23 protein-coding genes and 1 pseudogene are annotated in these 23,326 nt (G+C 42.2%); 3 read left to right on the plus strand and 21 right to left on the minus strand.

Annotation, left to right across the window (positions count from 1 at the left end; translation table 11 throughout):
* Positions 1 to 54: 54 nt before the first annotated feature.
* The 7 genes from BTO21_RS11660 to BTO21_RS11690 form a co-directional block, all read right to left on the minus strand.
* Positions 55 to 435: a 3D domain-containing protein gene (locus BTO21_RS11660; RefSeq protein ID WP_045031576.1), complete on the minus strand. Its 381-nt coding sequence runs from the start codon at positions 433 to 435 to the stop codon at positions 55 to 57.
* A 109-nt stretch (positions 436 to 544) separates the two neighbouring features.
* Positions 545 to 934, minus strand: coding sequence for a 3D domain-containing protein (locus BTO21_RS11665; RefSeq protein WP_045031577.1), 390 nt, complete (start codon positions 932 to 934; stop codon positions 545 to 547).
* A 115-nt stretch (positions 935 to 1,049) separates the two neighbouring features.
* Positions 1,050 to 2,387 (minus strand): MATE family efflux transporter DinF, encoded by a 1,338-nt coding sequence (gene dinF, locus BTO21_RS11670; RefSeq protein WP_045031579.1) that lies wholly within the window; start codon positions 2,385 to 2,387, stop codon positions 1,050 to 1,052.
* 96 nt (positions 2,388 to 2,483) lie between these two features.
* Entirely contained in the window at positions 2,484 to 3,410 is a 927-nt protein-coding gene (gene cyoE / locus BTO21_RS11675) for a heme o synthase (protein ID WP_045031581.1), read from the minus strand.
* Positions 3,403 to 4,458 carry a COX15/CtaA family protein gene (locus tag BTO21_RS11680; protein WP_045031583.1) on the minus strand — a complete coding sequence of 352 codons (1,056 nt, stop codon included), beginning with the start codon at positions 4,456 to 4,458 and terminating at the stop codon, positions 3,403 to 3,405. The genes cyoE and BTO21_RS11680 overlap by 8 nt, the downstream gene beginning before the upstream one ends.
* Positions 4,459 to 4,487: 29 nt before the next feature.
* On the minus strand, positions 4,488 to 5,024 hold the full coding sequence (locus tag BTO21_RS11685; protein ID WP_045031585.1) for a hypothetical protein: 537 nt from the start codon (positions 5,022 to 5,024) through the stop codon (positions 4,488 to 4,490).
* Positions 5,021 to 5,704 carry an SURF1 family protein gene (locus tag BTO21_RS11690; RefSeq protein ID WP_232574054.1) on the minus strand — a complete coding sequence of 228 codons (684 nt, stop codon included), beginning with the start codon at positions 5,702 to 5,704 and terminating at the stop codon, positions 5,021 to 5,023. The genes BTO21_RS11685 and BTO21_RS11690 overlap by 4 nt, the downstream gene beginning before the upstream one ends.
* 69 nt (positions 5,705 to 5,773) lie before the next feature.
* Here BTO21_RS11690 and BTO21_RS11695 point away from each other — a divergent pair, with 69 nt between their 5' ends.
* Positions 5,774 to 5,986 (plus strand): DUF2909 family protein, encoded by a 213-nt coding sequence (locus BTO21_RS11695; protein ID WP_045031587.1) that lies wholly within the window; start codon positions 5,774 to 5,776, stop codon positions 5,984 to 5,986.
* A 51-nt stretch (positions 5,987 to 6,037) separates the two neighbouring features.
* Here the strand turns inward: BTO21_RS11695 and BTO21_RS11700 are convergent, their stop codons facing one another.
* From BTO21_RS11700 to lexA, 5 genes are all read right to left on the minus strand, one after another.
* Positions 6,038 to 6,940: a cytochrome c oxidase subunit 3 gene (locus BTO21_RS11700; protein WP_045031589.1), complete on the minus strand. Its 903-nt coding sequence runs from the start codon at positions 6,938 to 6,940 to the stop codon at positions 6,038 to 6,040.
* Positions 6,924 to 7,502: a cytochrome c oxidase assembly protein gene (locus BTO21_RS11705; protein ID WP_045031591.1), complete on the minus strand. Its 579-nt coding sequence runs from the start codon at positions 7,500 to 7,502 to the stop codon at positions 6,924 to 6,926. Before BTO21_RS11705 ends, BTO21_RS11700 begins: the two co-directional genes overlap by 17 nt.
* 11 nt (positions 7,503 to 7,513) lie before the next feature.
* Positions 7,514 to 9,103 (minus strand): cytochrome c oxidase subunit I, encoded by a 1,590-nt coding sequence (gene ctaD, locus BTO21_RS11710; RefSeq protein WP_045031593.1) that lies wholly within the window; start codon positions 9,101 to 9,103, stop codon positions 7,514 to 7,516.
* 18 nt (positions 9,104 to 9,121) lie between these two features.
* Positions 9,122 to 10,258 carry a cytochrome c oxidase subunit II gene (coxB, locus tag BTO21_RS11715; protein ID WP_045031594.1) on the minus strand — a complete coding sequence of 379 codons (1,137 nt, stop codon included), beginning with the start codon at positions 10,256 to 10,258 and terminating at the stop codon, positions 9,122 to 9,124.
* A 281-nt stretch (positions 10,259 to 10,539) separates the two neighbouring features.
* Positions 10,540 to 11,160, minus strand: a complete 621-nt coding sequence (lexA, locus tag BTO21_RS11720) for a transcriptional repressor LexA (protein ID WP_045031596.1) — start codon at positions 11,158 to 11,160, stop codon at positions 10,540 to 10,542.
* 350 nt (positions 11,161 to 11,510) lie between these two features.
* Between lexA and plsB the strand changes: the two genes are divergently transcribed.
* Positions 11,511 to 13,949, plus strand: a complete 2,439-nt coding sequence (gene plsB, locus BTO21_RS11725; protein WP_045031597.1) for a glycerol-3-phosphate 1-O-acyltransferase PlsB — start codon at positions 11,511 to 11,513, stop codon at positions 13,947 to 13,949.
* 87 nt (positions 13,950 to 14,036) lie between these two features.
* Here the strand turns inward: plsB and ubiA are convergent, their stop codons facing one another.
* Positions 14,037 to 14,900, minus strand: a complete 864-nt coding sequence (gene ubiA, locus BTO21_RS11730; protein ID WP_045031600.1) for a 4-hydroxybenzoate octaprenyltransferase — start codon at positions 14,898 to 14,900, stop codon at positions 14,037 to 14,039.
* Positions 14,894 to 15,436, minus strand: a complete 543-nt coding sequence (locus tag BTO21_RS11735; protein ID WP_045031601.1) for a chorismate--pyruvate lyase family protein — start codon at positions 15,434 to 15,436, stop codon at positions 14,894 to 14,896. The genes ubiA and BTO21_RS11735 overlap by 7 nt, the downstream gene beginning before the upstream one ends.
* 172 nt (positions 15,437 to 15,608) lie before the next feature.
* Here BTO21_RS11735 and BTO21_RS11740 point away from each other — a divergent pair, with 172 nt between their 5' ends.
* Positions 15,609 to 16,028, plus strand: coding sequence for a flagellar basal body-associated protein FliL (locus tag BTO21_RS11740; protein WP_232573081.1), 420 nt, complete (start codon positions 15,609 to 15,611; stop codon positions 16,026 to 16,028).
* A gap of 59 nt (positions 16,029 to 16,087) precedes the next feature.
* On the opposite strand, the gene glpD is transcribed toward BTO21_RS11740, so the two are convergent.
* From glpD to rpoH, 7 genes and pseudogenes are all read right to left on the minus strand, one after another.
* On the minus strand, positions 16,088 to 17,623 hold the full coding sequence (gene glpD, locus BTO21_RS11745; protein ID WP_045031605.1) for a glycerol-3-phosphate dehydrogenase: 1,536 nt from the start codon (positions 17,621 to 17,623) through the stop codon (positions 16,088 to 16,090).
* Between the two features lie 229 nt (positions 17,624 to 17,852).
* Positions 17,853 to 18,614: a DeoR/GlpR family transcriptional regulator gene (locus BTO21_RS11750; RefSeq protein ID WP_045031607.1), complete on the minus strand. Its 762-nt coding sequence runs from the start codon at positions 18,612 to 18,614 to the stop codon at positions 17,853 to 17,855.
* 199 nt (positions 18,615 to 18,813) lie between these two features.
* Positions 18,814 to 20,117: pseudogene (gene glpT / locus BTO21_RS11755) on the minus strand (glycerol-3-phosphate transporter); the annotation flags it as partial.
* 360 nt (positions 20,118 to 20,477) lie between these two features.
* Positions 20,478 to 21,317 (minus strand): rhomboid family intramembrane serine protease GlpG, encoded by an 840-nt coding sequence (gene glpG, locus BTO21_RS11760; protein WP_045031610.1) that lies wholly within the window; start codon positions 21,315 to 21,317, stop codon positions 20,478 to 20,480.
* 110 nt (positions 21,318 to 21,427) lie between these two features.
* Positions 21,428 to 21,748, minus strand: a complete 321-nt coding sequence (glpE, locus tag BTO21_RS11765) for a thiosulfate sulfurtransferase GlpE (RefSeq protein WP_045031612.1) — start codon at positions 21,746 to 21,748, stop codon at positions 21,428 to 21,430.
* Positions 21,749 to 22,191: 443 nt separating this feature from the next.
* Positions 22,192 to 22,317 carry a hypothetical protein gene (locus BTO21_RS20350; protein ID WP_268875252.1) on the minus strand — a complete coding sequence of 42 codons (126 nt, stop codon included), beginning with the start codon at positions 22,315 to 22,317 and terminating at the stop codon, positions 22,192 to 22,194.
* Complete coding sequence (rpoH, locus tag BTO21_RS11770) at positions 22,295 to 23,155, minus strand: RNA polymerase sigma factor RpoH (RefSeq protein ID WP_045031652.1); 861 nt, start codon at positions 23,153 to 23,155, stop codon at positions 22,295 to 22,297. The genes BTO21_RS20350 and rpoH overlap by 23 nt, the downstream gene beginning before the upstream one ends.
* Between the last annotated feature and the right edge of the window lie 171 nt (positions 23,156 to 23,326).

A 23,326-nucleotide genomic window follows, 5' to 3' on the forward strand; every position in this document is an offset into this window, starting at 1 on the left:
AGCATCAAAATGCGGCTTTTTTTATTAACCTATTTTAGGACGAGACATTAAGCATCAATCAAGGACGGTAATAGTTACAGTCCGCTTACCCCATTTCCGCGCAGCTTTTATATCGTTACCCATATAAATATCAATCTTATTACGCCAACGACGATGCATTTTATCTAATACAACATATTCCCCAGAGAGTCCTTGAATAGTAATTCGAGAACCCTTTTTAAGTCCCTTGTGGAGTAAATCACGCGATATAGCAACCGCTTTCATGCCAGGCTTTAAACGCACTCCCCACGCAGTAAGATTAGGGTGATGATTAGTTTGTGCCGCTACCGAGTTATAAGCACTCGCGGTAACGCGTAATGTTTTGACTGTATGAGCTGAGCTCTGAAAGCTAAAAAACAATGACAATAACAGAATAAAATACGTCGACTTTTTCATTGTCTACAACGCCTTGAGAATCAAAGCACCGTATTAAACCAAAAATAGTTAACCAAGAACATGTTTACCTATCAATACCAACAATAAAAAATACTGATAATAAAACGTCTTACGTCTTAACAACGGTAATGGTTACCCGTCGTTTACCCCAGTTTTTAGCGGCTCGAACATTTTTACCCATATAGATATCAATTTTACGACTCCAACGATGATGCATTTTATCAAGTACGACATACTCACCAGGTAAACCTGAAATCTTCACTTTAGAACCACGCTTTAGACCCATTTTAAGTAAATCACGAGAAACGGCGATGGCTTTCATTCCAGGCTTTAGACGATCGCCCCAAGCGGCAATATTTGGCGTAGAATCTGTTTGCGCTGATACTGAATTATATGCTGTTGCCGTGACATTCAATTTTTTAAAACTGCTAGCATAACTGTGAACACTGAAGGTTAAACTCAGTACCAGCAATAAATAACCTATAATCTTGTTTATCATTCGCACCACCTGGATAATAAGTGAACGCATTTAAGCAAATCGAAGTCATGATTGAAAGCCCTTTTTGTACAAAAAAGCACCAACAAAACTCACAGTGATGATAAGTATTTGTTTATTAAGTGTGCGGTAAAAAAATATTTTTTCGCCACTGATAAATAAATAGTACTGCTAATATCAACCCTCGTAACGCCATAAAACCAACCATTGCTGCCCACAAGGCATGATTACCGTAACTGCTCATCGACCACCAAATCACAAAAAATCCGCAGGTGGCTAAAAACATACTATTACGCATATCTTTGCCGCGTGTAGCACCAATAAAAACCCCATCTAATAAAAAACACCACATCGCCACTAAAGGCACTGCGGTTAACCACGGTAAATACTGATCAGCTTGCTGCTGCACCGCTGGAATATCAGAAATAACCCCAATAATTTGAGTACCAAACAGAGCAAATATAGCGGTTAAGGCGAGGGATATCAGTAAACTCCAAAAAGTTGTTCCAACTAAATAACGCTCAAGTTGACCTTTATTTCCAGCGCCAACAGCTTTCCCCACTAACGCTTCCATTGCATAAGCAAAACCGTCCATCGCATAAGACACCAGCATTAAAAAACTCATCAATACTGCATTAGCCGCTACTACGTTATCGCCTAAATGTGCCCCTTGAAAGGTCATAAACGTAAACGTCGCCTGTAAACATAAACTGCGTAAAAAAATATCGCGATTAAGTTTTAATAGCCGTTCCATACCATGACAGACACTGGTGAGTTTTTGTTTCAGTGGCGGTAAACCTAACCGTAACCATTGTTGAGCAACAAACCATAAACCCAATATCATGCCACTGTAATCGGCAATGACAGACGCAGCTGCCGCACCTTGTACTTTCCACCCCAAACCAAGTACAAACAGTAAATCTAGCGTTATATTGACGACGTTAGTTACAATTAATAGCCACATCGGTAATTTGGCATTCTGCATTCCTAGCAGCCAGCCCATAATCACAAAATTAGCTAAGGCGGCGGGAGCGCCCCAAATACGAATTGAAAAATATTGCGCGGCATACAATTTCACTTCACTGCCAGCACTACTAAAGTGAAAAATAGCGTGGCTCACAGGTTGGTGTAATGCCACTAACACCCCCCCAAATAACCATGCAAGCGCCATGCCTTGAACAAAAATCACCGCTTGCGCATCTTTGTTGGCACTGCCTTGCGCTTGTGCGGTAATGCCTGTAGTTGCCATCCGTAAAAAGCCAAGTAACCAAAAAGTCACGTTGATCATGGTGCCACCGACAGCGACACCGCCTAAATACCATGATTGATCAAGATGACCGATAACAGCAGCATCGACCAACCCCAGTAAGGGGACGGTAATATTAGACAACACCATTGGCAGTGCTAATGCAAAAACTTGATAGTGTAGTGATTTATCTTTTAAGGCAGCAAGCACACTCATTCCTTATCTAATATATAAATAAGCGCGCAGTTTACCATTTGAGGAGAGAGACAATAGACAGATAGCGATACAAAATATCAGCCAATAACATTAATACTGAGCTAGCACCCACGTTAACCACCAGTGATCGACTAACAACACCACAAACAAGGCTAATAAATGCCAGATTGAATATTTAAATGTCGCCCATGCATGACCTGTGGTATCAAAAAATTTCAGCTTGATGGCATAACCAATAAATCCGAGGTTCAACACACTGCTACCAATAAGGTATATGCCGCCACTCATCCCTGTTAACCACGGTAATCCCCCGACGGCCAACAGTAAGAAAGTATAAAACAACACCATGGTTTTAGTGTATTCAATCCCATGTGTCACAGGCAGCATCGGTATTCCTGCTTTGGCATAATCATCACGACGATGGATCGCTAATGCCCAAAAATGAGGAGGGGTCCATGCAAACACTAGCATTACCAATAACAGCGCATGAGGATCTAAACTGCCCGTTACTGCCGTCCAACCTAATAAAGGTGGCGCAGCCCCCGCTAAACCACCAATCACAATATTTTGAGGAGTCGCATGTTTTAACCACACAGTATAAACCACCGCATAACCGACTAAACTCGCCATCGTTAACCATGCGGTTAATGGATTCAGCTGCCACAGTAAAATAAACCCCGATACCATTAATGCACACGCGAACAGCACCGCTTTTGAGGTTGCTATCCGCCCTTTTGCTAACGGTCGATGATAAGTCCGCGTCATTTGAGCATCAAAACGACGATCAAGCACATGGTTAAACACCGCTGCTGCTGCTGATTGCAAACCAATCCCTGCTAGCCCAATGATAACAACATGAGCAGCAGGCACTGTGGGTACAGCAAGACACATACCCACTAAGGCGGTGAGCAATAACATCGCCACCACTTTAGGCTTAGTCATGGTGAGGTAATCTCGCCATACTGCCGTGGTTACAATAGCGGTGTTAATGCGATCGATCCCTTGTAATTTATCCATATGATTGCTCCTCCCTTAATGGTTGTTCGGCTTCTCGTGAATGACGTGAGCCAACTCCCACTCGATAACTAATGGTCACCATCGCCACCAATAATCCTAAGCCAGTAACATTATGTGCTACTGCAACCGCAAGCGGTAAACTTGCAACTACGTTTGTCACCCCTAATGCAATTTGCAGCGTCAGTAACAACACTAATCCCCAGCTATAACGCCGTAATACTGGTTGTCGCCAACATAACCATGCCATTGCTAACACCACCACCGTGGTTATCATCGCACCGATACGATGTACAACATGAATCGAAACCCGTTGCCCATAATCGAGCACCCCATATTGATAACTATCATGCTGAGGTTGGATTAACAAAAAGGCTTTAACGTCAAATAACTGTTGCCAATTAGCCTCACAGAGAGGTAATTGACTACACACTAAGGCGGCATAATTGGCTGCCGTCCAACCGCCTAATGCAATTTGCAAGATAACCACAATCACACTGATAATGGCCGCTACTCGCAACCGAGATAGTGTTTTTATGCCAATCTGCGTCATGTCTACGGGTGTAGCTTGAAGCTGTAACCGTAATAACCACAATAAACTTACAATGGTAAAGCCGCCTAATAAATGCGCCATCACCACCACGGGCATAAGGACTAAGGTCACCGTCCACATACCTAATAGCGCTTGAATAGTCACCATGATTAACAGCAATATCGGAATTAATTTAGGTCGTGATACTTGTCGCCACGCCATCAGATTGATAGCCAATACAAACAAACCAAGCGTACCCGCAATGTAGCGATGCAGCATTTCATTCCATGCTTTTTGTGGCTCTAATGGGGTGAGAGGGAAAAATTCTGCGGCAGTTTGTTGCTCAAGGGCGGTTTGAGGAACGGTTAAAAAACCATAACAACCCGGCCAATCAGGACAGCCAAGACCCGCTTCAGTCAAACGTGTAAAAGCCCCTAATGCCACAACAGCCAGCGATAATACAAAACTAAAACTGACTAAATAAAAGAAGTATCGATCATTATTATTATTGATAATCATTCGTTATCCTCCCTAATAACAGCAATGACTTAGCCAATTTTTGAGACTTTTAATAACCTTTTTAAATCACGTAAAACATCTTTACCTTGCATTAAGATAGCCTGCTCCCCCGCAACCAATGGGTAAGCCATTAGCATGTTACCGTGAGGATCGGCGATATAAATAGTTGCTAAACCATACTCTAACTGTGCCAATTGTTGCTGTAGCGGAGCATCTATTTGGCGCTGTTCTAAACCCTGTAGCAATGATGTTGTTGCAACCGTATTATCACCAGCAACCAATACTAAACTCTGTAATCGATTGTTATCAGCGCCAGCAGCTTGGGGCACTTGCCGTAAATTAAACAATGCCCCTTGGCAACGTTCATCACAGCGCGTTGGTAGTCGATAAACTAACTGCCACGTCTGTGGTATCGCAAACTCAGTAACGGTAACCGCTGGCTGCAATAATTGGCCACGATTGGTTACTCCACCCTGATACCATTGCTGTTGTAACATCAACTTAGCCACAATCATTGGCACCGCAAACACCACCATAACCACAAATAACACTTGATATTTTTTCATACAGCTTGCTCCCTGCGTAGCCATAGTAAAGACATAAAAACCACCGCGATGGCTAATAAAAACCACTGCATCGCATAACCATAATGTTTTTTCGGCCCCATAACGACTGGCTGCCATGTTTGCGTTAAGGCAAGCGGACTTGAGGCTGAAATCTGAATAACCCACGGTAAGAGTGGCCGTTGTAATTGCTGAGTCAGCCAAATTAACTCGATGTTTTGCACCCGCAATGGCCATTGATCATCACTATTATCTGGCTTAAATTGTAATAACTGCTGCGCCGGAGCAACCACTCCAGAGATAATTTGGCGGCCATTAAAGGTGGGTAAGGTCGGTAGCATATTTCGATATGGCGGAGCGGCAATCCAGCCAAGGTTAACTAGCACTCGCTGTCGCTGACTCACAAAAGGCAAATAAAGATGGTAGCCAGGACGACCACGATAAAGCTGGTTATCTAATAAGATTGGGTGTTGGTTATCAAATTCACCTTCAATGGTAATGCTATGCCATAGCGGTTGCATCGGCAGATTAGCTAAATCAACCAACATTGTTTGTTGCCGAGTCGTGACTTGTGATTGTAACTGCTGCTTTTCATTTGCGCGGCTCATTTGCCACCAGCCAAGTTTTAATAACAAAGCAACAACTGCAATGGTAAAGATAATAAAAGCGACAGATCGCATCATTAAGTATCCTTTTATCGCTAACAGTTAAAACCCGCTATGCTTTAAATAGCCACTTGAGGAGCGTCTAACATGCTAATTAAATTGTTATTTATCGTATTATTGCTACTAATGATTATTTATCTATTTCGCGCTCTACCACAGATGCTAAAAGGTCAATCATCACTACCATTATCGCATTACCTTGGGCGTCGCCTGCTGATTGCGGTGATTCTATTTGGGCTACTCGTTATCGCATTAGTGACCGGTATGATTCAACCCAACCCCAGCCCTTATAAGCTTTAAATTCTCTTTTTTAAGCTCTCTTTTTAACCACTAACAGTCGCACTTAATTGCTTATAAAATATAAACAAAAACAAACAAGCATAACCACACCACATCCACAAAATGCCAATACCAGGCTCCGGCTTGAAAAGCAAAATGGTGCTGAGGGGTAAAATGACCTTTTAACACTCGACACCAAACAATGAATAATAAAATCGCACCTAAGGTGACATGCACACCGTGAAATCCCGTTAACATAAAAAAGGTATTACCATAAACGCCACTCTCTAACCGTAAGTTAAGATCATGGTAAGCATGGATATATTCCACCGCTTGTAGATAAACAAACACCCCACCGAGTAATACCGTGACTAACAAAAACAGGCTTAATCGACGCCGTTGATTATTTTCTAACGCTAGGTGGGCAACATGGAGGGTTATCGATGAGGTCAGCAGAATAATAGTGTTATATAACGGTAATCCAATCGGCCCCATGGCTTGCGTTTCTGTACCATCAGGCGTAACAACCAACGGCCAATCCGCGACAAAATTAGGCCATAATACAATGTTGGTCATTGCATTATTACTGGCACCGCCTAACCAAGGAACAGCAATCATTCGAATATAAAATAACGCCCCAAAAAAAGCCCCAAAGAACATCACTTCAGAAAAAATAAACCAACTCATGCCTTGTCGAAACGAACGATCCATCTGCGTACTGTACAAACCACCCATAGACTCGTTAATAACATCTCTAAACCACCCCGTTAGCATCAATAAAATTAACCCAACTCCAGTTAATAAAATCCATGGTCCTTGACCTGCGAGTAAATCACCAACCGTAGCCCCCGCACCTAAGGCGATTAAAAATAATGCCACCGCCCCTAAAATCGGCCAACCGCTAGCAGCAGGAACATAATATTCCTCAGTGCTTGCGACTACCGACGGCTTGGGATCATCATAAGAGTTCGACATTTATCACCTCATTCTCTTGCTCATTAGATTGAGTAAGGGGTTGTACATCAGGGGTCACGTCATAAAGTGTATAAGCTAATGTCAGTACCTTAATATCACGCGGTAAATCAGGATCGACATAAAAAACCAACGGTAATTCAGCTTGTTCACCCGCCGCTAATGGCTGATGGTTAAAACAAAAACATTCAATTTTATTAAAATATTGTGCCGCAATCCCTGGCGTTACTGAAGGTACTGCTTGACCAATAGAAGCCTGTGAGTTGAGATTTTTAGCATCATATTTAATGATTTTGGTCTCACCTGGGTGAACATTTACTTGGGTCACCTGTGGCGTAAATTGCCACTTCACATCAGGGTTAATATAAGCAACAAATTCAACGGTTACGGTACGACTGCGATCAACCCTATCGCTAGCCGCGGTTGGCTCTGTCGCCGTTTTGCCATTGATGCCGGTAATATCACAAAACACGTCATATAACGGTACTAATGCAAACGCAAAGCCAAACATTCCAACGGCTGCTAACACCAATGCAATCACCGAACGTTTTGATTGCGGTTCCATATCAACCTCCGCTAATCAATCTTGGGTGGGGTTGAGAAGGTGTGATATGGCGCCGGAGAAGGCACTGTCCATTCTAGACCTTCCGCCCCTTCCCACGGTTTTGATGCGGCTTTTTCACCACCGCGAATACATTTCACCACCACCGCAACAAATAACAATTGTGAGAAGCCGAATAAAAAGCCACCAACACTCACCACCGCATTAATATCAGCAAACTGCAACGCATAATCAGGAATACGACGTGGCATCCCTGCTAGACCAAGAAAGTGCATCGGGAAAAATAAAATATTGACTGAAATTAATGAACACCAAAAATGCCACTGAGCTAGCCGTTCATTGAACATATGCCCCGTCCATTTCGGTAACCAATAATACGCCGCCGCCATAATCGAAAAAATCGCTCCAGACACCAGCACATAATGAAAGTGTGCCACCACAAAATAGGTATCATGATATTGGAAGTCAGCCGGTGTGATCGCCAACATCAATCCCGAAAAACCACCAATGGTAAATAACACAATAAACGCAATCGCAAACAACATCGGCGCTTCAAAGGTCAATGAACCGCGCCACATAGTGGCCACCCAGTTAAACACTTTGACCCCAGTGGGAACTGAGATCAGCATGGTGCAATACATGAAAAACAGCTCGGCAGCGACAGGCATACCAGTGGTAAACATATGGTGCGCCCACACTAAGAAGCTTAACCCCGCAATCGAAGCGGTGGCATACACCATTGAGCTATAACCAAAGAGCTTTTTACGCGAAAATGCAGGGATAATTGCCGAAATGATACCAAAACTCGGCAAAATCATAATATAAACTTCAGGGTGACCAAAAAACCAAAATATGTGCTGGAACATCACCGGATCGCCACCACCAGCGGCATCAAAAAAACTGGTCCCGAAATATTTATCGGTTAAGACCATGGTTACTGCGCCCGCTAACACTGGCATTACCGCTATCAATAAAAAAGCCGTGATTAACCATGTCCATACAAACAATGGCATCTTCATGTAAGTCATGCCGGGGGCGCGCATATTAATAATGGTCACGACCACATTGATTGCGCCCATGATTGAACTGATCCCCATAATATGAATCGCAAACACAAACAGTCCAGTACTGGCTGGGCTATAGGTGGTTGATAAAGGGGCATAGAATGTCCAACCAAAATTAGGGCCACCCCCTTCCATAAATAGTGACGACAATAACAAACTAAACGCAAATGGTAGGATCCAAAAACTCCAGTTATTCATTCGTGGCAGCGCCATATCTGGCGCGCCAATCATCAATGGAATCATCCAATTCGCGAGCCCTGTAAAGGCGGGCATTACTGCACCAAACACCATGATCAAACCATGAACAGTGGTCATTTGATTAAAAAAATTCGGTTCAACCAATTGTAATCCTGGCTGAAATAACTCAGCACGAATCACCATAGCCATCGCACCGCCAATAAAAAACATCGACAAGCTAAACAACAAATACAGCGTACCAATATCTTTATGATTGGTGGTAAATAGCCACCGCTTAATCCCCGCTGGGGGATGATGCTCATGGTGATCAACGATCGGTTGTTGGCGCACTATCTCCGTCATGCTGATAATTCCTTATTGCTACTGTCCATTTTTAATCGCTTGAACATCCGCGGCTTGCACGGTTTCTCCGGTATGATTTCCCCAAGCATTACGCTCATAGGTGATCACGGCAGCTAATTCTTTAAGGCTGAGTTGCGGACCAAAAGCCTGCATCGCCGTGCCAGTACTGCCATGTACCACAATCTTGATATGCTCAATTCGACGCTTTGGATCAATCGACATTCCTTCAGCAGCTAAGGCAGGGAAAGCCCCCGGAATACCCTCGCCATTGGCTTGATGACACATAGCACAACGGCTGTTATAGGTTTTCTCACCGAGGGTCATTAGTTCATCCATCGGCATAGTCATATCGAGTAATTGCTGTTCTTGCTCTCGCGCTTGACGCTGACTGGCTTGGGTTTGTTGCAACCATTGGTCGTATTCAACTTGTGTTTTTGCAATCACGACAATCGGCATAAAGCCATGATCTTTACCGCATAACTCAGCACATTGACCACGGTAAATACCCGGTTTATCAATGCGGGTCCATGCTTCATTAATAAAACCAGGGTTAGCATCTTTTTTAACGGCAAATGCAGGTACCCACCAAGAATGGATAACGTCTTGCGAGGTAATTAAAAAGCGGATTTTCTTGTCGATAGGCACCACTAATGGGTAATCGACTTCTAATAAATAATTGGCCCGTTTAGGACGGAGGTTGTCAATTTGAGCGGCACTGGTGGCGAGGTGTGAATAAAACTCAACCTCTTGATCAAAATAACGATAATGCCATTTCCACTGGGATCCCGTGACTTGAATAGTAAGATCAGATTTAGACGGATCTTCCATGGCTATTAGAGTTTTAGTGGCAGGGATCGCCATCACAATCAAAATAATGAACGGGATCAGGGTCCAAATAATTTCAACTTTAGTACTTTCATGAAAAGAAGCAGCAATCGCACCTTTAGACTTTCGATGATGGAAAATAGACCAAAACATGGCCCCAAACACCACCACACCGATAGCAATGCAAATATAAAGAATCGTCATATGTAAACCAAACACATCTTGGCTTATTGCGGTGACGCCAGGCGTCATATTCAATTGTATCGTCTCACCTTGCAATGATGATGAGAATATAATTAATCCACTACTACCGATCAGCTTACGTATCATCGTTCTGACCTCCTTGTCGGCTACATTCCACCTTACACAGCACATGCAGCGACAAATTCACCTACCCGCAGCAAAGCTAAAATAACATTCCTCTATGTTTAACTTAGGTACAAAATGGTAATAGTGCAAAAAAATACCAACAAAAAATTACTAACAGATCACTAGATAAGCCTATGATATTCGAGATAAAATAATACAAATCATTTTACGAGGCACAAAAAAAGCGCAGCTTATGCGCTACGCTTATTAAATATTCAACTCAATCTGTCGTTTACTGATATTTACATCCAATCAGCGTTACGGATCACGCCAACGGCAATACCTTCAATGGTTAAACTTTGATGTTCTAAATCCACTTCAATCGGTGAAAATTCTTCATTTTCAGCATGAAGCAACACTTTTACACCTTGTTTATCCAATCGTTTAACCGTAACTTCGTCATCCACACGCGCAACAACCACTTGGCCATTATGCACATCTTGGGTTTTATGTACTGCGAGTAAATCACCGTCCATAATACCGATGTTTTTCATGCTCATACCATTAACACGCAATAAAAAATCGGCACGAGGCTTAAACAAGGTTGGATCAACCTCATAATGAGCTTCAACATGCTCTTGCGCTAAAATGGGTTCACCAGCAGCAACGCGGCCAATTAACGGTAAGCCTTTTTCTTCTGTTGCATCATCCGCAATTAATAAACGGATCCCTCGTGATGCACCAGGAATAATTTCTAACACACCTTTACGGGCTAAGGCTTTTAAATGTTCTTCTGCGGCATTAGCAGAACGGAAACCAAGTTCACGCGCAATTTCTGCACGTGTTGGTGGCATTCCACAATCATCAATCTTTGTTTTGATTAAATCAAAGACTTGTTGTTGTCGCGGCGTTAACGGCTTCATGAGTCACCTGTCTTTTTATACAGTTGCTGTAAGTATATCCAGTGTTCAGAGACAATAAAAGCCAATTGTTTACGAAAACAGCAATTTGAGTAGGAATTCAATGCCATTCAGTAACTTGGCTAAAAAAAATATAATGCTATTGTTTATCGCAATAATTTCAACAGAATCAATCATCTTTCATTAACTGGTCATGCCAGATCGATTTTCAATCCAAAAGTTGTCATAAAAATAAACCATGACTGAGTCAAAAAAGTGGTATTTTAACGGTTATTTACCGCATATCTTCTGCATGAAAGCTGCATTTTTCTGCTATTGTGCGGCGTATTAGAGTTCAGAGGCTAATTATATCTATGTCAAGCGGGCAGAAAATCTATCAACAATTATTAAAATTGCCACTTTCTTTGTTGGTAAAACCTCATTCGATTCCATCTGATCCAGTTGCTGACTTAGAACTCGATTTAGCACGCCCAATCGTCTATATATTGCCGTACCGTTCTAATACTGATCTATTAACTCTACGTAGCAGTGCGCTAGCATCAGGATTACCTGATCCATTATCGACATTAGAGATTAATGGCCAATCATTTCCGCGCTTTGTTTGTGTCGCTGAAAGCCCAAGTGTATTCGGTCATAAAAGCGGCCTTCCGCAAGACTCAATCACACTATTTTGTGATCTATTAGAACTGCATAAGCAAGACAGTGAATTAAATATTCAATTAATTCCTGCTTCTATTTTATGGGGTCGAGCACCGGGTAAAGAGTCAAAAACTAAGCCTATTTTACGCCCTTTAAATGGCCCCAAAAAAACCTGGGCTATTTTAGGTCATGGTCGAGATTGCTTAGTCCGTTTGAGTACCCCGGTGTCTTTACGCTATATGGCGGATAATCATGGCACTGATGATGCCATTGCACAAAAGTTAGCGCGCGTCGCTAAAATCCACTTCTCACGTCAGCTGTTAGCAACATCTGGACCTCGACTGCCTGATCGCAAACAATTATTCAAACGCCTGTTAGCATCAAAAGCAATTGATAAAGTGGTACAAGAAGAAGCGTTAAGCCGTCAGGTTCCGGTAGAAAAAGTCCGCCGTGAAGCGATTGCAATGATGGAAGAAATTGCTGCTGATTTTTCTTACCCATTAATTAAACATGGTGAGCGTTTCTTAGGTTGGTTGTGGAACAAACTTTACCAAGGATTAAGTATCACTAATGCGCAGCGAATTCGTCGCTTGGCGCAAGATGGTCATGAAATTGTCTATGTCCCTTGTCACCGCAGTCATATGGACTATTTATTACTGTCTTATGTCTTGTATCAAGAGGGCTTAGTACCACCGCATATTGCCGCTGGTATTAACCTCAATTTCTTCCCCGCAGGTCCGATCTTCCGTCGCGGTGGGGCGTTCTTTATTCGTCGCAGTTTCAAAGGTGACCGCCTTTATTCGACGGTTTTCCGTGAATATTTAGCTGAATTGTTTGCCAAAGGCTACTCGGTTGAGTATTTCAGTGAAGGTGGACGTTCACGCACTGGACGCTTACTGCCAGCAAAAACCGGCATGTTATCGATGACCATCCAAGCGATGTTACGCGGCTTAAATCGTCCTGTAACCTTGGTACCTGTCTACATTGGTTATGAGCATGTGATGGAAGTCGGCACTTATGCCAAAGAGCTGCAAGGCAAGCGTAAAGAAAAAGAAAATGTCGGCCAAGTACTGCGTACCCTACGTAAATTACGTAATTTCGGCAAAGGCTACGTTAACTTTGGTGAGCCGTTATCACTCAATCAATATTTAAATGATAACGTGCCTAATTGGCACCAAGATATCAACCCAATCGAACCCCAACGTCCAAATTGGCTGTCACCAGTGGTGAATGATTTAGCGGTTAAGATGATGACTCACATTAATGATGCCGCCGCGACCAATGCCCTTACTTTATGTGCACTGGCGCTGTTGTCATCTCGCCAGCGAGCGCTAAGTCGAAGCTCATTAGAACAGCAAATTGAATGTTACCTTGAACTGCTGCGCAATGCACCGTATTCAAACCATTGCACCACCCCAAAAGACAATGCGACTCAAATGGTCGATCATGCAATTACCATGGATAAATTCTTGGTTGAGCGTGACGTATTAGGTGAAATCATCTCGCTTGATCGTGAACAATCCATCTTGATGACTTACTACCGTAACAATATTATTCACTTGTTTGCGCTACCGTCATTAATTGCCCATATCGTGGTGCAGCAACAGTGCTTAACCCGCACTGATATTCATCAACAAGTTGAGTTATTGTATCCATTCTTGAAAGCTGAATTGTTCTTACGCTTTGATAAACAACAGTTACCGCAAGAAATTGATCGTTTAATTGCTGAGCTAGTACGCCAACGGTTATTGCTGATTAATGATGAAACCATTGCGATTAATAATGCTCGCATTGGTCCATTACAGCTGTTAGCACGTACCATTACTGAAACACTACAGCGTTACGCGATTGCACTGACATTGCTCAATGCCGATCCGCAACTACCGAAAACTGACTTGGAACAACAGAGCCAAGTACTTGCTCAACGTTTAAGTCGTTTACATGGCATTAATGCGCCGGAGTTTTTCGATAAAGGGGTGTTTAGTACGCTGGTGAAAACCCTCCGCAGTGAAGGCTACCTTAACGCTGAATGCCATGCAGTAACGGCTCCAGTAGAGCAATTAGCAGGCTTGTTAACCTCATTAATTTCATCCGAAGTGAGATTGACTATTCAAGCGGTAATGCACCCAGATGAAGTGCCAAATAACGACTAATTCTGAGTCACAAAAAAAGCGCCTTGCGGCGCTTTTTTTATAATTTAAATTTTTATACTTGTGTATCAATCAGTTAAAGATAACAGCTTATTGCCACAATACACTTAAACTAATACCGATAAAGATCACCATGCCAACGTAATTATTATTTAAAAACGCTTTAAAGCATTGCTCTCGCTGCCGACCTTGAATCAACATTTGTTGATAAACAAACAATGCTGCCGCCAGCAATAACGCCCAATAATAACCCTGACTAAGATCTAAAATACCACCGATAGCAATCAATAACATGATTGTCGCTAACTGCAATATTCCAATGATTAATTTATCAAACCGACCAAAAAGAATTGCTGTCGATTTAATCCCCACCTTGAGGTCATCATCACGATCGACCATCGCATACAGCGTATCGTAAGCAATGGTCCACAAAATATTAGCCGCAAATAATAGCCATGCTACCGTCGGTAACGTCCCTGATTGTGCGGCATAAGCCATTGGAATTGACCAGCCAAAAGCTGCCCCCAAGACCAATTGTGGTAAATGGGTATAACGCTTCATAAACGGATAAGCCGCAGCCAGTATTACCGCCACCACCGATAACATAATGGTGAGATTATTCATGGTCAGTACTAATAAAAACGACACTAATACTAATAAACTGAATAACCCTAACGCTTCGCGTTCAGAGACTTTTCCCGATGGCATTGGTCGATTAGCAGTGCGCTTAACATGACCATCAACATTGCGATCAGCAAAATCATTGATCACACACCCTGCGGCACGCATAAATACCACCCCAAGTACAAACACCACCAACACATCTAATTTAGGGAAACCATCTGCCGCTAAAAATAGTGCCCATAACGTTGGCCATAATAATAATAAACTGCCAATTGGGCGATCAAAGCGGGCTAACTGCCAAAAAGCTCTAGCCTTGGTAATTGCTAACATCCATTTTCCTTAGCATACACTGGTGATTGGGTTAAAAAATATTCTGCCACCAGCATTGGCTTTTCATTGATCCATAATCGCGACCGACGTGCCCATCGAGGCTGCTGCTGAGTGCCAAGATTGGCAATTTCTAATGCATCTCGGCGTGAATTTTTATCATTAAAAACTCGATACCCTAACGGACGATTACCAAGATCAACAAGATCTTGCTCCTTACCACTTAAGGTTGTCACCGGAATCAATGTTCGCGCAAATACCCATGGCTGTTGATCACCATAAAGTATCACTTCTCGTTCTAAACAATCACTCTCACCAACAAGCTGCCGTTCCATTACTGACAAATTATCATTGCTGATAATCGTTTGTGCCAATACCGTCACGGTAAAATGTTGGCAATATTGTGCCAATCGGCGTGACAATGATTCTGACTCGAGCAACCAGGCTCCATGTGACGTTTGTTCTAATGCCCATGATTGCACCGGGTACCATTTAGCACTCCGAATCAAGGGACTGTACAACTGCTTGAATTCCGACATTTTTTATACTACAAAATTAACAAACACGTGATCAAAACACTTGGTTGAAAGCGGTTAATTTATTACCATATTGATCTGCTATTGTAGCAAGAGGTAACGAATTCTAATATCGTTAACCGTGGTAGATTACACCTTGTTAAGCCTAAATGTCCCTAACTGCATGAGTATAATGATGAAAAAAACTGTTTTTGTAGCGAGTTTATTGATGGCGATAACATTACTCTCACCCTTCAGTTATGCAAAACCGCCACAGGATAGCGCAACGCAGTCAAATATTACCTATTACACCTTAACGCCTGATATCACCACCAACTATATTATTAATGGTTCGCACTTAGGATATATTCGACTACAAGTTGACTTAATGCTCACAGATAGCAGTCAGATCATCAATATTGAGCATCATGCACCATTAATTCGCGATACTATTATTAGCATCATTGGCCAACAATCAGCCCAACAAATAAAGTCATTGGCTGGGCGTGAAAAAATTCGCCAATTAAGTAAACAAAAAATCAACCAACTGTTACTTGCAGAAACGGGGCATACGGCAATCAATGAGCTGTTATTTACTCAATATCTATACCAATAAGCGCCCACAAAAAAAGCGCCCATCGGCGCTTTTCTATTAAATATAAACCACGACTATTATTATGCTGCGGCAATAGCCGGTTGCAATGGATGCTCGGTAATATAATCCCCGATTAACTGCTGCTGAGATGGCGTTAAATACAAGCCTAATTTACTTCGTCGCCATAAGGCATCGGTTGCAGTTTGGACAAATTCATGGGCAATTAAGTAATCAAGTTCACACTGATACACCCCTTCACCAAAGTGCTGCCCCATCTCAACTTCGGTTGTTATGCCATTAAATAACACTTCAACCCTTGAGCCATAATTATGTGCCATACGCTGACACGTAAATGCATTTAACCACGGATATTGTTGCTGCAACTGTGTTGCCAACTTATCACCATCAAAATCAGCACTACCACCGGGTAAATAACTGTCTTTGGTCCAAGCAGGCCCCATTTGAGAATAAAATGGCGCTAATTTCACTAACGCAGATTCGGCTAATTTACGGTAGGTCGTCAGCTTACCACCGAAAACCGATAATAATGGCGCTTCATCTGCTTGCTGCTCTAACTCTAAGGTGTAATCACGCGTTACTGCCTGCGGTGAATCTGATTCATCATCACATAGTGGTCTTACGCCACTCCAATTCCACACCACATCGGAACGCTGACATTGATGCACAAAATGGTTGTTATACACCTCCAGTAAATAATCAATTTCCTGCTCATCAATCGCAACATCACGCGGATCGCCATGATATTCAACATCGGTAGTGCCAATCACAGAGAAACGATCCAAATAAGGGATCACAAATACAATTCGATTATCTTCGTTTTGAAGAATATAGGCTTGCGGTTGATCATGCACCCGCGGCACCACAATATGAGAACCTTTAATTAATCGTATATTACGTGGCGATGTTAAATCGGTACTGTGATCATAAAATGACTTCACCCATGGGCCCGTAGCATTAACCAGACCATGCGCACTGCGTTGAAAGGTTATCCCTGTCTGCATATCTTTAATGGTAACCCGCCAAATATCGCCTTCACGCACCGCTTTCTCAACTCGGCAACGATTACGTACTTCAGCGCCATGTTGCACCGCTTCCATCGCATTTAAAATCACCAACCGCGCATCATCAACCCAACAATCAGAATATTCAAACCCTTGTTTAATTTCAGGCACCAATACCGAATCAGCACCAAATGACAAGCTTTTACTGGCGGGAAGTGTGGTCCGTTTACCTAAATGGTCATATAAAAATAAGCCCGCACGAATCATCCACGCGGGACGTAAATGGGGCTGATGCGGCAATCGAAAACGCATTGGTTTTGCAATATGAGGCGCTTTTTTTAATAACACTTCACGCTCAGCTAAGGCTTCAGCCACCAATCTAAATTCGTAATGTTCTAAATAACGTAATCCACCGTGTATCAACTTAGAACTTGCTGATGAAGTGGCCGAAGCAAAGTCATCCGCTTCATAAAGACCGACACTCAAACCGCGACCCGCGGCATCAGCAGCAATGCCAGTACCATTAATACCGCCACCAATCACAATGAGATCCAGCAGTTGATTATTTTCGAGGCCGCTTAATGCTACTGTCATAATGTTCACATCCATCCAAATATACACAACAAAACGAACCAAAAATGTTCGTTCGAAACTAACGAGTTAATAATAGCGTATATATTGATCTAATCCAGCCTTGGTTAAGATTGTTGTGACATAAGTTTGATCATTAGCGCAAATTTGATTTTTATGGCGATTATCAGTAAAAAAAATGGGCTTCTATGAAAGAAGCCCATCGATATAACCATATGCTGTCACGAGAGGGTTATTCCACCACCTCAAAATGAATTTCATTGCCTTGTAAGCACTCAACAAGACTTGCTGGCGGTAGCTGATCGGTAAATAGCATATTAATTTGACTAATGTCGCCTAGATTCACCATCGCATTGCGACCAAACTTAGTATGGTCGACTCCCAACATCACACAACGACTGTTTTCAATTATCGCTTGTTTAACTCGCACTTCATGGTAATCAAAATCTAATAATGAACCATCAAGATCAATGCCACTAATACCTAGAATGCCGAAATCTAATCGAAACTGGGACACAAAATCGAGGGTTGCTTCACCAACAATACCACCGTCACGATTACGTACTTCACCACCGGCTAAAATCACGCGGAAATCTTCTTTCGCCATTAATAAACTGGCGACATTGAGATTGTTAGTCACAATACGGAGATCGTTATGATTCATTAAAGCGCGCGCCACCGCTTCTGGGGTGGTACCAATATCAATAAATAATGTCGCACCATCAGGAATATGGCGCACTAAGGCTTGAGCGATACGATCTTTTTGTTCTAATTGTAATACTTGGCGAGTGCTGTAAGCGGTATTAACCGAACTAGAAGGAATGGTTGCACCACCATGATGGCGACGAATTTTATTTTCATCAGCCAACTCATTAAGATCACGGCGAATCGTTTGCGGACTAACATTGAAACGTGCCACAAGATCGTCAGTACTGACGTATCCCTGACTCATGACTAAATCAATAATTTCTTGATGACGTTTACTTTGCTTCACGGCTGGAAAGCTCCTATCTATACCTGCCATATTCAGCAATGAAAGGTAATAAAAACAAGGCTTCGCCAATGCGAAGCCTTTTTATATTACTCACAGCGCTACCAAGAAGCCAAACTTAATCAACCATTTTGTTGCTGTAACTCAAGTTGCTGTTGTTGATAGGCCTTCTTTTCACCAACCATTGTGATAATAAAGAAGAAAATCGCCATTACACATGATCCGGTTAGCACAATAAAACCACCATCCCAACCAAAATGATCCACCGTATAACCCAATAATGCATTTGCCGCGACAGCGCCACCTAAATAACCAAATAACCCCGTCAGCCCAGCCGCAGTACCTGCTGCTTTTTTAGGTGCAAGCTCTAATGCATACAAGCCAATCAACATTACTGGGCCATAGATTAAGAAACCGATCGAGATCAGTGCCATCATATCAACAGTCGGATTACCAGGAGGATTAAGCCAGTACACCAATACTGCGACCGTCACTAGCAGCATAAATAGAATCCCTGCTGGTGCACGACGACCTTTAAATAGCTTATCGGATATCCAACCACATAATAATGTACCGGGGATCCCTGCCCACTCATAAAGGAAATAAGCCCATGATGATTTATCGACCGTAAAGCCTTTTGCTTCCCCTAAATACACTGGTGCCCAATCTAATACACCATAGCGAATCAAATAAACAAACGCATTGGCAATCGCAATGAACCACAATAATTTATTATTAAAAATGTATTTAAAGAAAATTTCTTTAGCCGTCATCTCTTTTTCAAATGATTTATCATAGCTTTCAGGATAATCATCTTTATATTCTTCAATCGGTGGTAAGCCACAAGATTGCGGCGTATCACGCATCACTAACAACGTGAAACCTGCCACTAATAATGCAAAAAAAGCGGGCACATAAAACGCGGAACGCCAATCATCATTAAACGCCCACAGGCCAAATAAGAACAAGGGACCGATTAAACCACCGCCAACGTTATGGGCCACGTTCCACACCGAAACCAATCCGCCCCTTTCTTTATGCGACCACCAATGCACCATGGTTCGTCCGCAAGCTGGCCATCCCATCCCTTGAAACCAACCGTTTAAAAATAGCAGTATAAACATCGCAGTAATGCTGCCCGTTGCCCATGGCATAAACCCAAAACACAACATCACTATCGATGACAATATCAATCCCGAGGCTAAAAAGAAGCGAGGATTGGATCGATCCGATACATTCCCCATTAAAAATTTAGATAAGCCATAAGCAATTGATACAGCGGCTAACGCAACGCCTAACTCACCGCGACTATAGCCATATTCTTCAATCAAATACGGCAATCAAATACGGCATCGCTAATGAAAAATTCTTACGTACCAGATAATAGCCAGCATAACCAAAAAAAATACCAACAAACAATTGCCACCGCAATCGCTTATAAACCGGATCGATACTGCCATCAGGTAAACGCTGTTTATGCGCTACGGGGTTAAATAAACCAAACATAGATGTTCCTTTCTGTTATCACATTACTGTAGTGCCATTGATGTCTATCAATACGTTTATGGCATCTTATGGGTGCTAACTTTTCGTTATTTACTCAAAAAATCACTATTATTTCGATATCGCTCAAAGTCGCGTAGATTATTGCTCGAATGAGTAATTAAAAATGTGAAAACAGTCAAAGTCAGACAGATAAATATGAATAGATATGAAAATAGGCAGGATTTATATCAACATTGGACTCACTATCAACTAATCAACAGCTTTAGTTAATATCAATAGTGCATTCACGACCGTAATGATGCCGTCAAGCTAAACATCATTACGGGTAGTAGAGGATTTAGAGGATGTAAAGGCAGGAAACTAAGCTTTAGGTTTAATTAACTTGGCGTCAATTAACGCAATCGCACAACCGGTTAATAACCCCATTAAGTGCGCCATATTAGCAATTGCAATACCCGCAGGTTCAGCAAAACCAATGATCAACCACACCAACATAAACACCACATAAGAACGGGCAATCACTAAACCACGCTGGGGAGCTAGCCATCCCATCCACCAGATATACCCTAGTAACGCATAAACCACGCCAGATAAACCACCAAAATTAGGGCCATCAAGCCAGAATTGACCAAAGCCTGAGATTAGCGATGAAATAAGGAATAATTGTACTAATTTAGCGGAGCCACTATGACGTTCAATTTGGCCGCCTAATAGCCACCACCACAAGCAGTTAAAAATCACATGCAGTGCTGAAAAATGAAGTAATGCATGACTGAAATAACGCCATAACTGCCATTGATCACCATTCATAAACGGAAAATGGAACCAATCAAACAAGAGTGATTCAAATCCTAACAACCACAACCCATAAATTACCAGCGATGCCACCATCACCACCAGTGTAAACGGGCCCGCTTGAGCTTTTACTAACGAGACTAAACTGGGGCTGGAGTAATCAAATTTTGCAGTACGACTCTCCGCCACTTGCCATGATGCTTCTTGGTATTTGCTATTATTAGGATTTGCAATAAACGCATTCAATTCAGCTTCGGCTTCAATCAGGTGTTGGCTATCTTGCAGCCATAGCGCAAATTTACCCTCGGGCTCTGGTGCTAAAGTCAGTTCAATACCCCGTGAAGCCATATAATCAATAAATGCTTGCGCATGACGAGGGTTATAAAATTCAGCTAAGCGATGCATAGTTATCACTCTAATGGATAGGAGATTATCAGTACTAAAGATCAAAGGTGGCTACATTCAAAGTAAGTAACACGCCCTCTTGTTAGTCATGTTATCAAGGACAAACTTAACTAAGCTTGTACCATTGGTAATGCTTCACGACGCCAAGCTTCAAAGCCACCATCAATACTATACACTTGCTCATAACCTTGATTAGCCAAGTATTGAGCCGCACCTTGGCTACTGACACCGTGATAACACATCACTAATACGGGCTGTTCAAAATCAACTTCATCCATCAATGTCACCATGGTGTCATTAGTTAAATGAAATGCTGCTGGGGCATGAGCAAGACGATAAGATTGAAGATCCCGAATATCAACTAAAACGGTATTCGGTTGTTGTAGTAACTGCTGGGCATCAAGTACTGATAGGTGTTGAAACTGTTCCATAATTTTTCCTTCTTATTTATACAGATAAAAACTGGGACACAAGGTTATGACGTTAGTAACCGTCACGATCAATCACTGTATAAGATCATCATTAATGATCTTGACACTGACTCGACCCAAACAATGCATTACAGATCATTGTACCTCAGCTTAACGCGGCTATCTCCCACCAAAAAATAAGGCTTTATCCACAATATAATGACCATTCGTAAACGCAACTCTTCAATAGCCGCAAGGGGTTATCGTTGATAACACTTCCATAGCGAACATAAATTAACCAGTTGTGGAAAAGCCTGTGGATTGCGTTGATAATGTGGTTGCTAATAAAAAGATCCACTACATGTAGATCAGATCCTACTATAAGCTGTGGATAAGTTACCGAAGCATACACACAACTATTCACAAATGTGACTTATCACACATAAAATCAGCGAGATAAGTTATTAACAGATAATGGCAGTTACCCACTGCGGATTAAGGCGATCAATAGCTATAAAAAAACCGACACTGAGGTCGGTTTTTAGATCTTTCATGGCAACTGATGAATCAATAAAAATCACCCACCGCATCTTTCAGCTTCTTCATGGCATTTTTTTCTAACTGACGAATACGTTCAGCTGAGACACCATAATTATCGGCTAAATCTTGCAAGGTGGATTTCTGATCATCTAACCACCGTGAACGAACAATATGCTGACTGCGCTCATCAAGACTGGCTAATGCTTGTGATAAGCGATTATTAGCATGACTTTCCCAATTACTTTCTTCATAACTCAAGGCAACATCAGAGCCTTTATCTTCAAGGAAATAAGCGGGGGCCATCGGTGTTGAATCACGTTCATCATCATCATTTTGCATTTCAAACGTGGGATCTTGAGCCGCTAAACGTGATTCCATCTCGCGTACTTCAGCAGGTTCAACCCCTAACTGTTGAGCGACCATGTTCACTTCATCATTATTAAACCAACCTAGGCGCTTCTTTGATTTACGTAAATTAAAAAATAATTTCCGTTGGGCTTTGGTGGTTGCCACTTTCACTATTCGCCAATTGCGTAATACATATTCATGGATCTCAGCTTTGATCCAATGGACGGCAAAAGACACTAATCGCACACCAACTTCAGGATTAAAGCGCTTAACCGCCTTCATCAAGCCGATATTGCCTTCTTGAATTAAATCAGCAATCGGTAAACCATAGCCAGAGTAACCACGAGCAATGTGCACTACAAACCGTAAATGGGACATCACTAACGCTTTAGCAGCATTAATGTCACCCTCATAGTGCAGCGCTTCAGCAAGTTCTTTCTCACGCTCAGGCGTTAGCATTGGATAACGGTTTACAGTCTGAATATAACTTTCAAGACTATCCGCCGAAACTAGAACTAATTTCGACATCTCATTTGACATTCGAAAACCTCGTGTAATTTTTGTGCGATCACAACGGTTATTAAGCATAGGCTATCGTTGTGTGAACCGACTATGATGCCTGTAAACATAGTTCAAATGCAAGTCGAAGCGCAAATATATATGATTATAAGCATCACTTTTTCTTATCGTGTTGTTTCAAAACTATTAACA

Origin of the sequence: Photobacterium phosphoreum, assembly GCF_002954725.1 — a bacterium.
Lineage (GTDB): Bacteria > Pseudomonadota > Gammaproteobacteria > Enterobacterales > Vibrionaceae > Photobacterium > Photobacterium phosphoreum.

Bases quoted from the DNA above. Each gene is read 5' to 3' on its own strand.
- BTO21_RS11735 (WP_045031601.1), bottom strand. From the start codon at position 15,436: ATGTCGGAATTCAAGCAGTTGTACAGTCCCTTGATTCGGAGTGCTAAA.
- BTO21_RS11665 (WP_045031577.1), bottom strand. From the start codon at position 934: ATGATAAACAAGATTATAGGTTATTTATTGCTGGTACTGAGTTTAACC.
- BTO21_RS11690 (WP_232574054.1), bottom strand. From the start codon at position 5,704: ATGATGCGATCTGTCGCTTTTATTATCTTTACCATTGCAGTTGTTGCT.
- rpoH (WP_045031652.1), bottom strand. From the start codon at position 23,155: ATGTCAAATGAGATGTCGAAATTAGTTCTAGTTTCGGCGGATAGTCTT.
- ctaD (WP_045031593.1), bottom strand. From the start codon at position 9,103: ATGACGGAGATAGTGCGCCAACAACCGATCGTTGATCACCATGAGCAT.
- lexA (WP_045031596.1), bottom strand. From the start codon at position 11,160: ATGAAGCCGTTAACGCCGCGACAACAACAAGTCTTTGATTTAATCAAA.
- BTO21_RS11740 (WP_232573081.1), top strand. From the start codon at position 15,609: ATGAAAAAAACTGTTTTTGTAGCGAGTTTATTGATGGCGATAACATTA.
- ubiA (WP_045031600.1), bottom strand. From the start codon at position 14,900: ATGTTAGCAATTACCAAGGCTAGAGCTTTTTGGCAGTTAGCCCGCTTT.
- BTO21_RS11680 (WP_045031583.1), bottom strand. From the start codon at position 4,458: ATGATTATCAATAATAATAATGATCGATACTTCTTTTATTTAGTCAGT.
- cyoE (WP_045031581.1), bottom strand. From the start codon at position 3,410: ATGGATAAATTACAAGGGATCGATCGCATTAACACCGCTATTGTAACC.
- glpE (WP_045031612.1), bottom strand. From the start codon at position 21,748: ATGGAACAGTTTCAACACCTATCAGTACTTGATGCCCAGCAGTTACTA.
- BTO21_RS20350 (WP_268875252.1), bottom strand. From the start codon at position 22,317: ATGCGGTGGGTGATTTTTATTGATTCATCAGTTGCCATGAAAGATCTA.
- coxB (WP_045031594.1), bottom strand. From the start codon at position 10,258: ATGATACGTAAGCTGATCGGTAGTAGTGGATTAATTATATTCTCATCA.
- plsB (WP_045031597.1), top strand. From the start codon at position 11,511: ATGTCAAGCGGGCAGAAAATCTATCAACAATTATTAAAATTGCCACTT.
- glpG (WP_045031610.1), bottom strand. From the start codon at position 21,317: ATGCATCGCTTAGCTGAATTTTATAACCCTCGTCATGCGCAAGCATTT.
- BTO21_RS11660 (WP_045031576.1), bottom strand. From the start codon at position 435: ATGAAAAAGTCGACGTATTTTATTCTGTTATTGTCATTGTTTTTTAGC.
- BTO21_RS11705 (WP_045031591.1), bottom strand. From the start codon at position 7,502: ATGGAACCGCAATCAAAACGTTCGGTGATTGCATTGGTGTTAGCAGCC.
- BTO21_RS11685 (WP_045031585.1), bottom strand. From the start codon at position 5,024: ATGAAAAAATATCAAGTGTTATTTGTGGTTATGGTGGTGTTTGCGGTG.
- BTO21_RS11695 (WP_045031587.1), top strand. From the start codon at position 5,774: ATGCTAATTAAATTGTTATTTATCGTATTATTGCTACTAATGATTATT.
- glpD (WP_045031605.1), bottom strand. From the start codon at position 17,623: ATGACAGTAGCATTAAGCGGCCTCGAAAATAATCAACTGCTGGATCTC.
- BTO21_RS11700 (WP_045031589.1), bottom strand. From the start codon at position 6,940: ATGTCGAACTCTTATGATGATCCCAAGCCGTCGGTAGTCGCAAGCACT.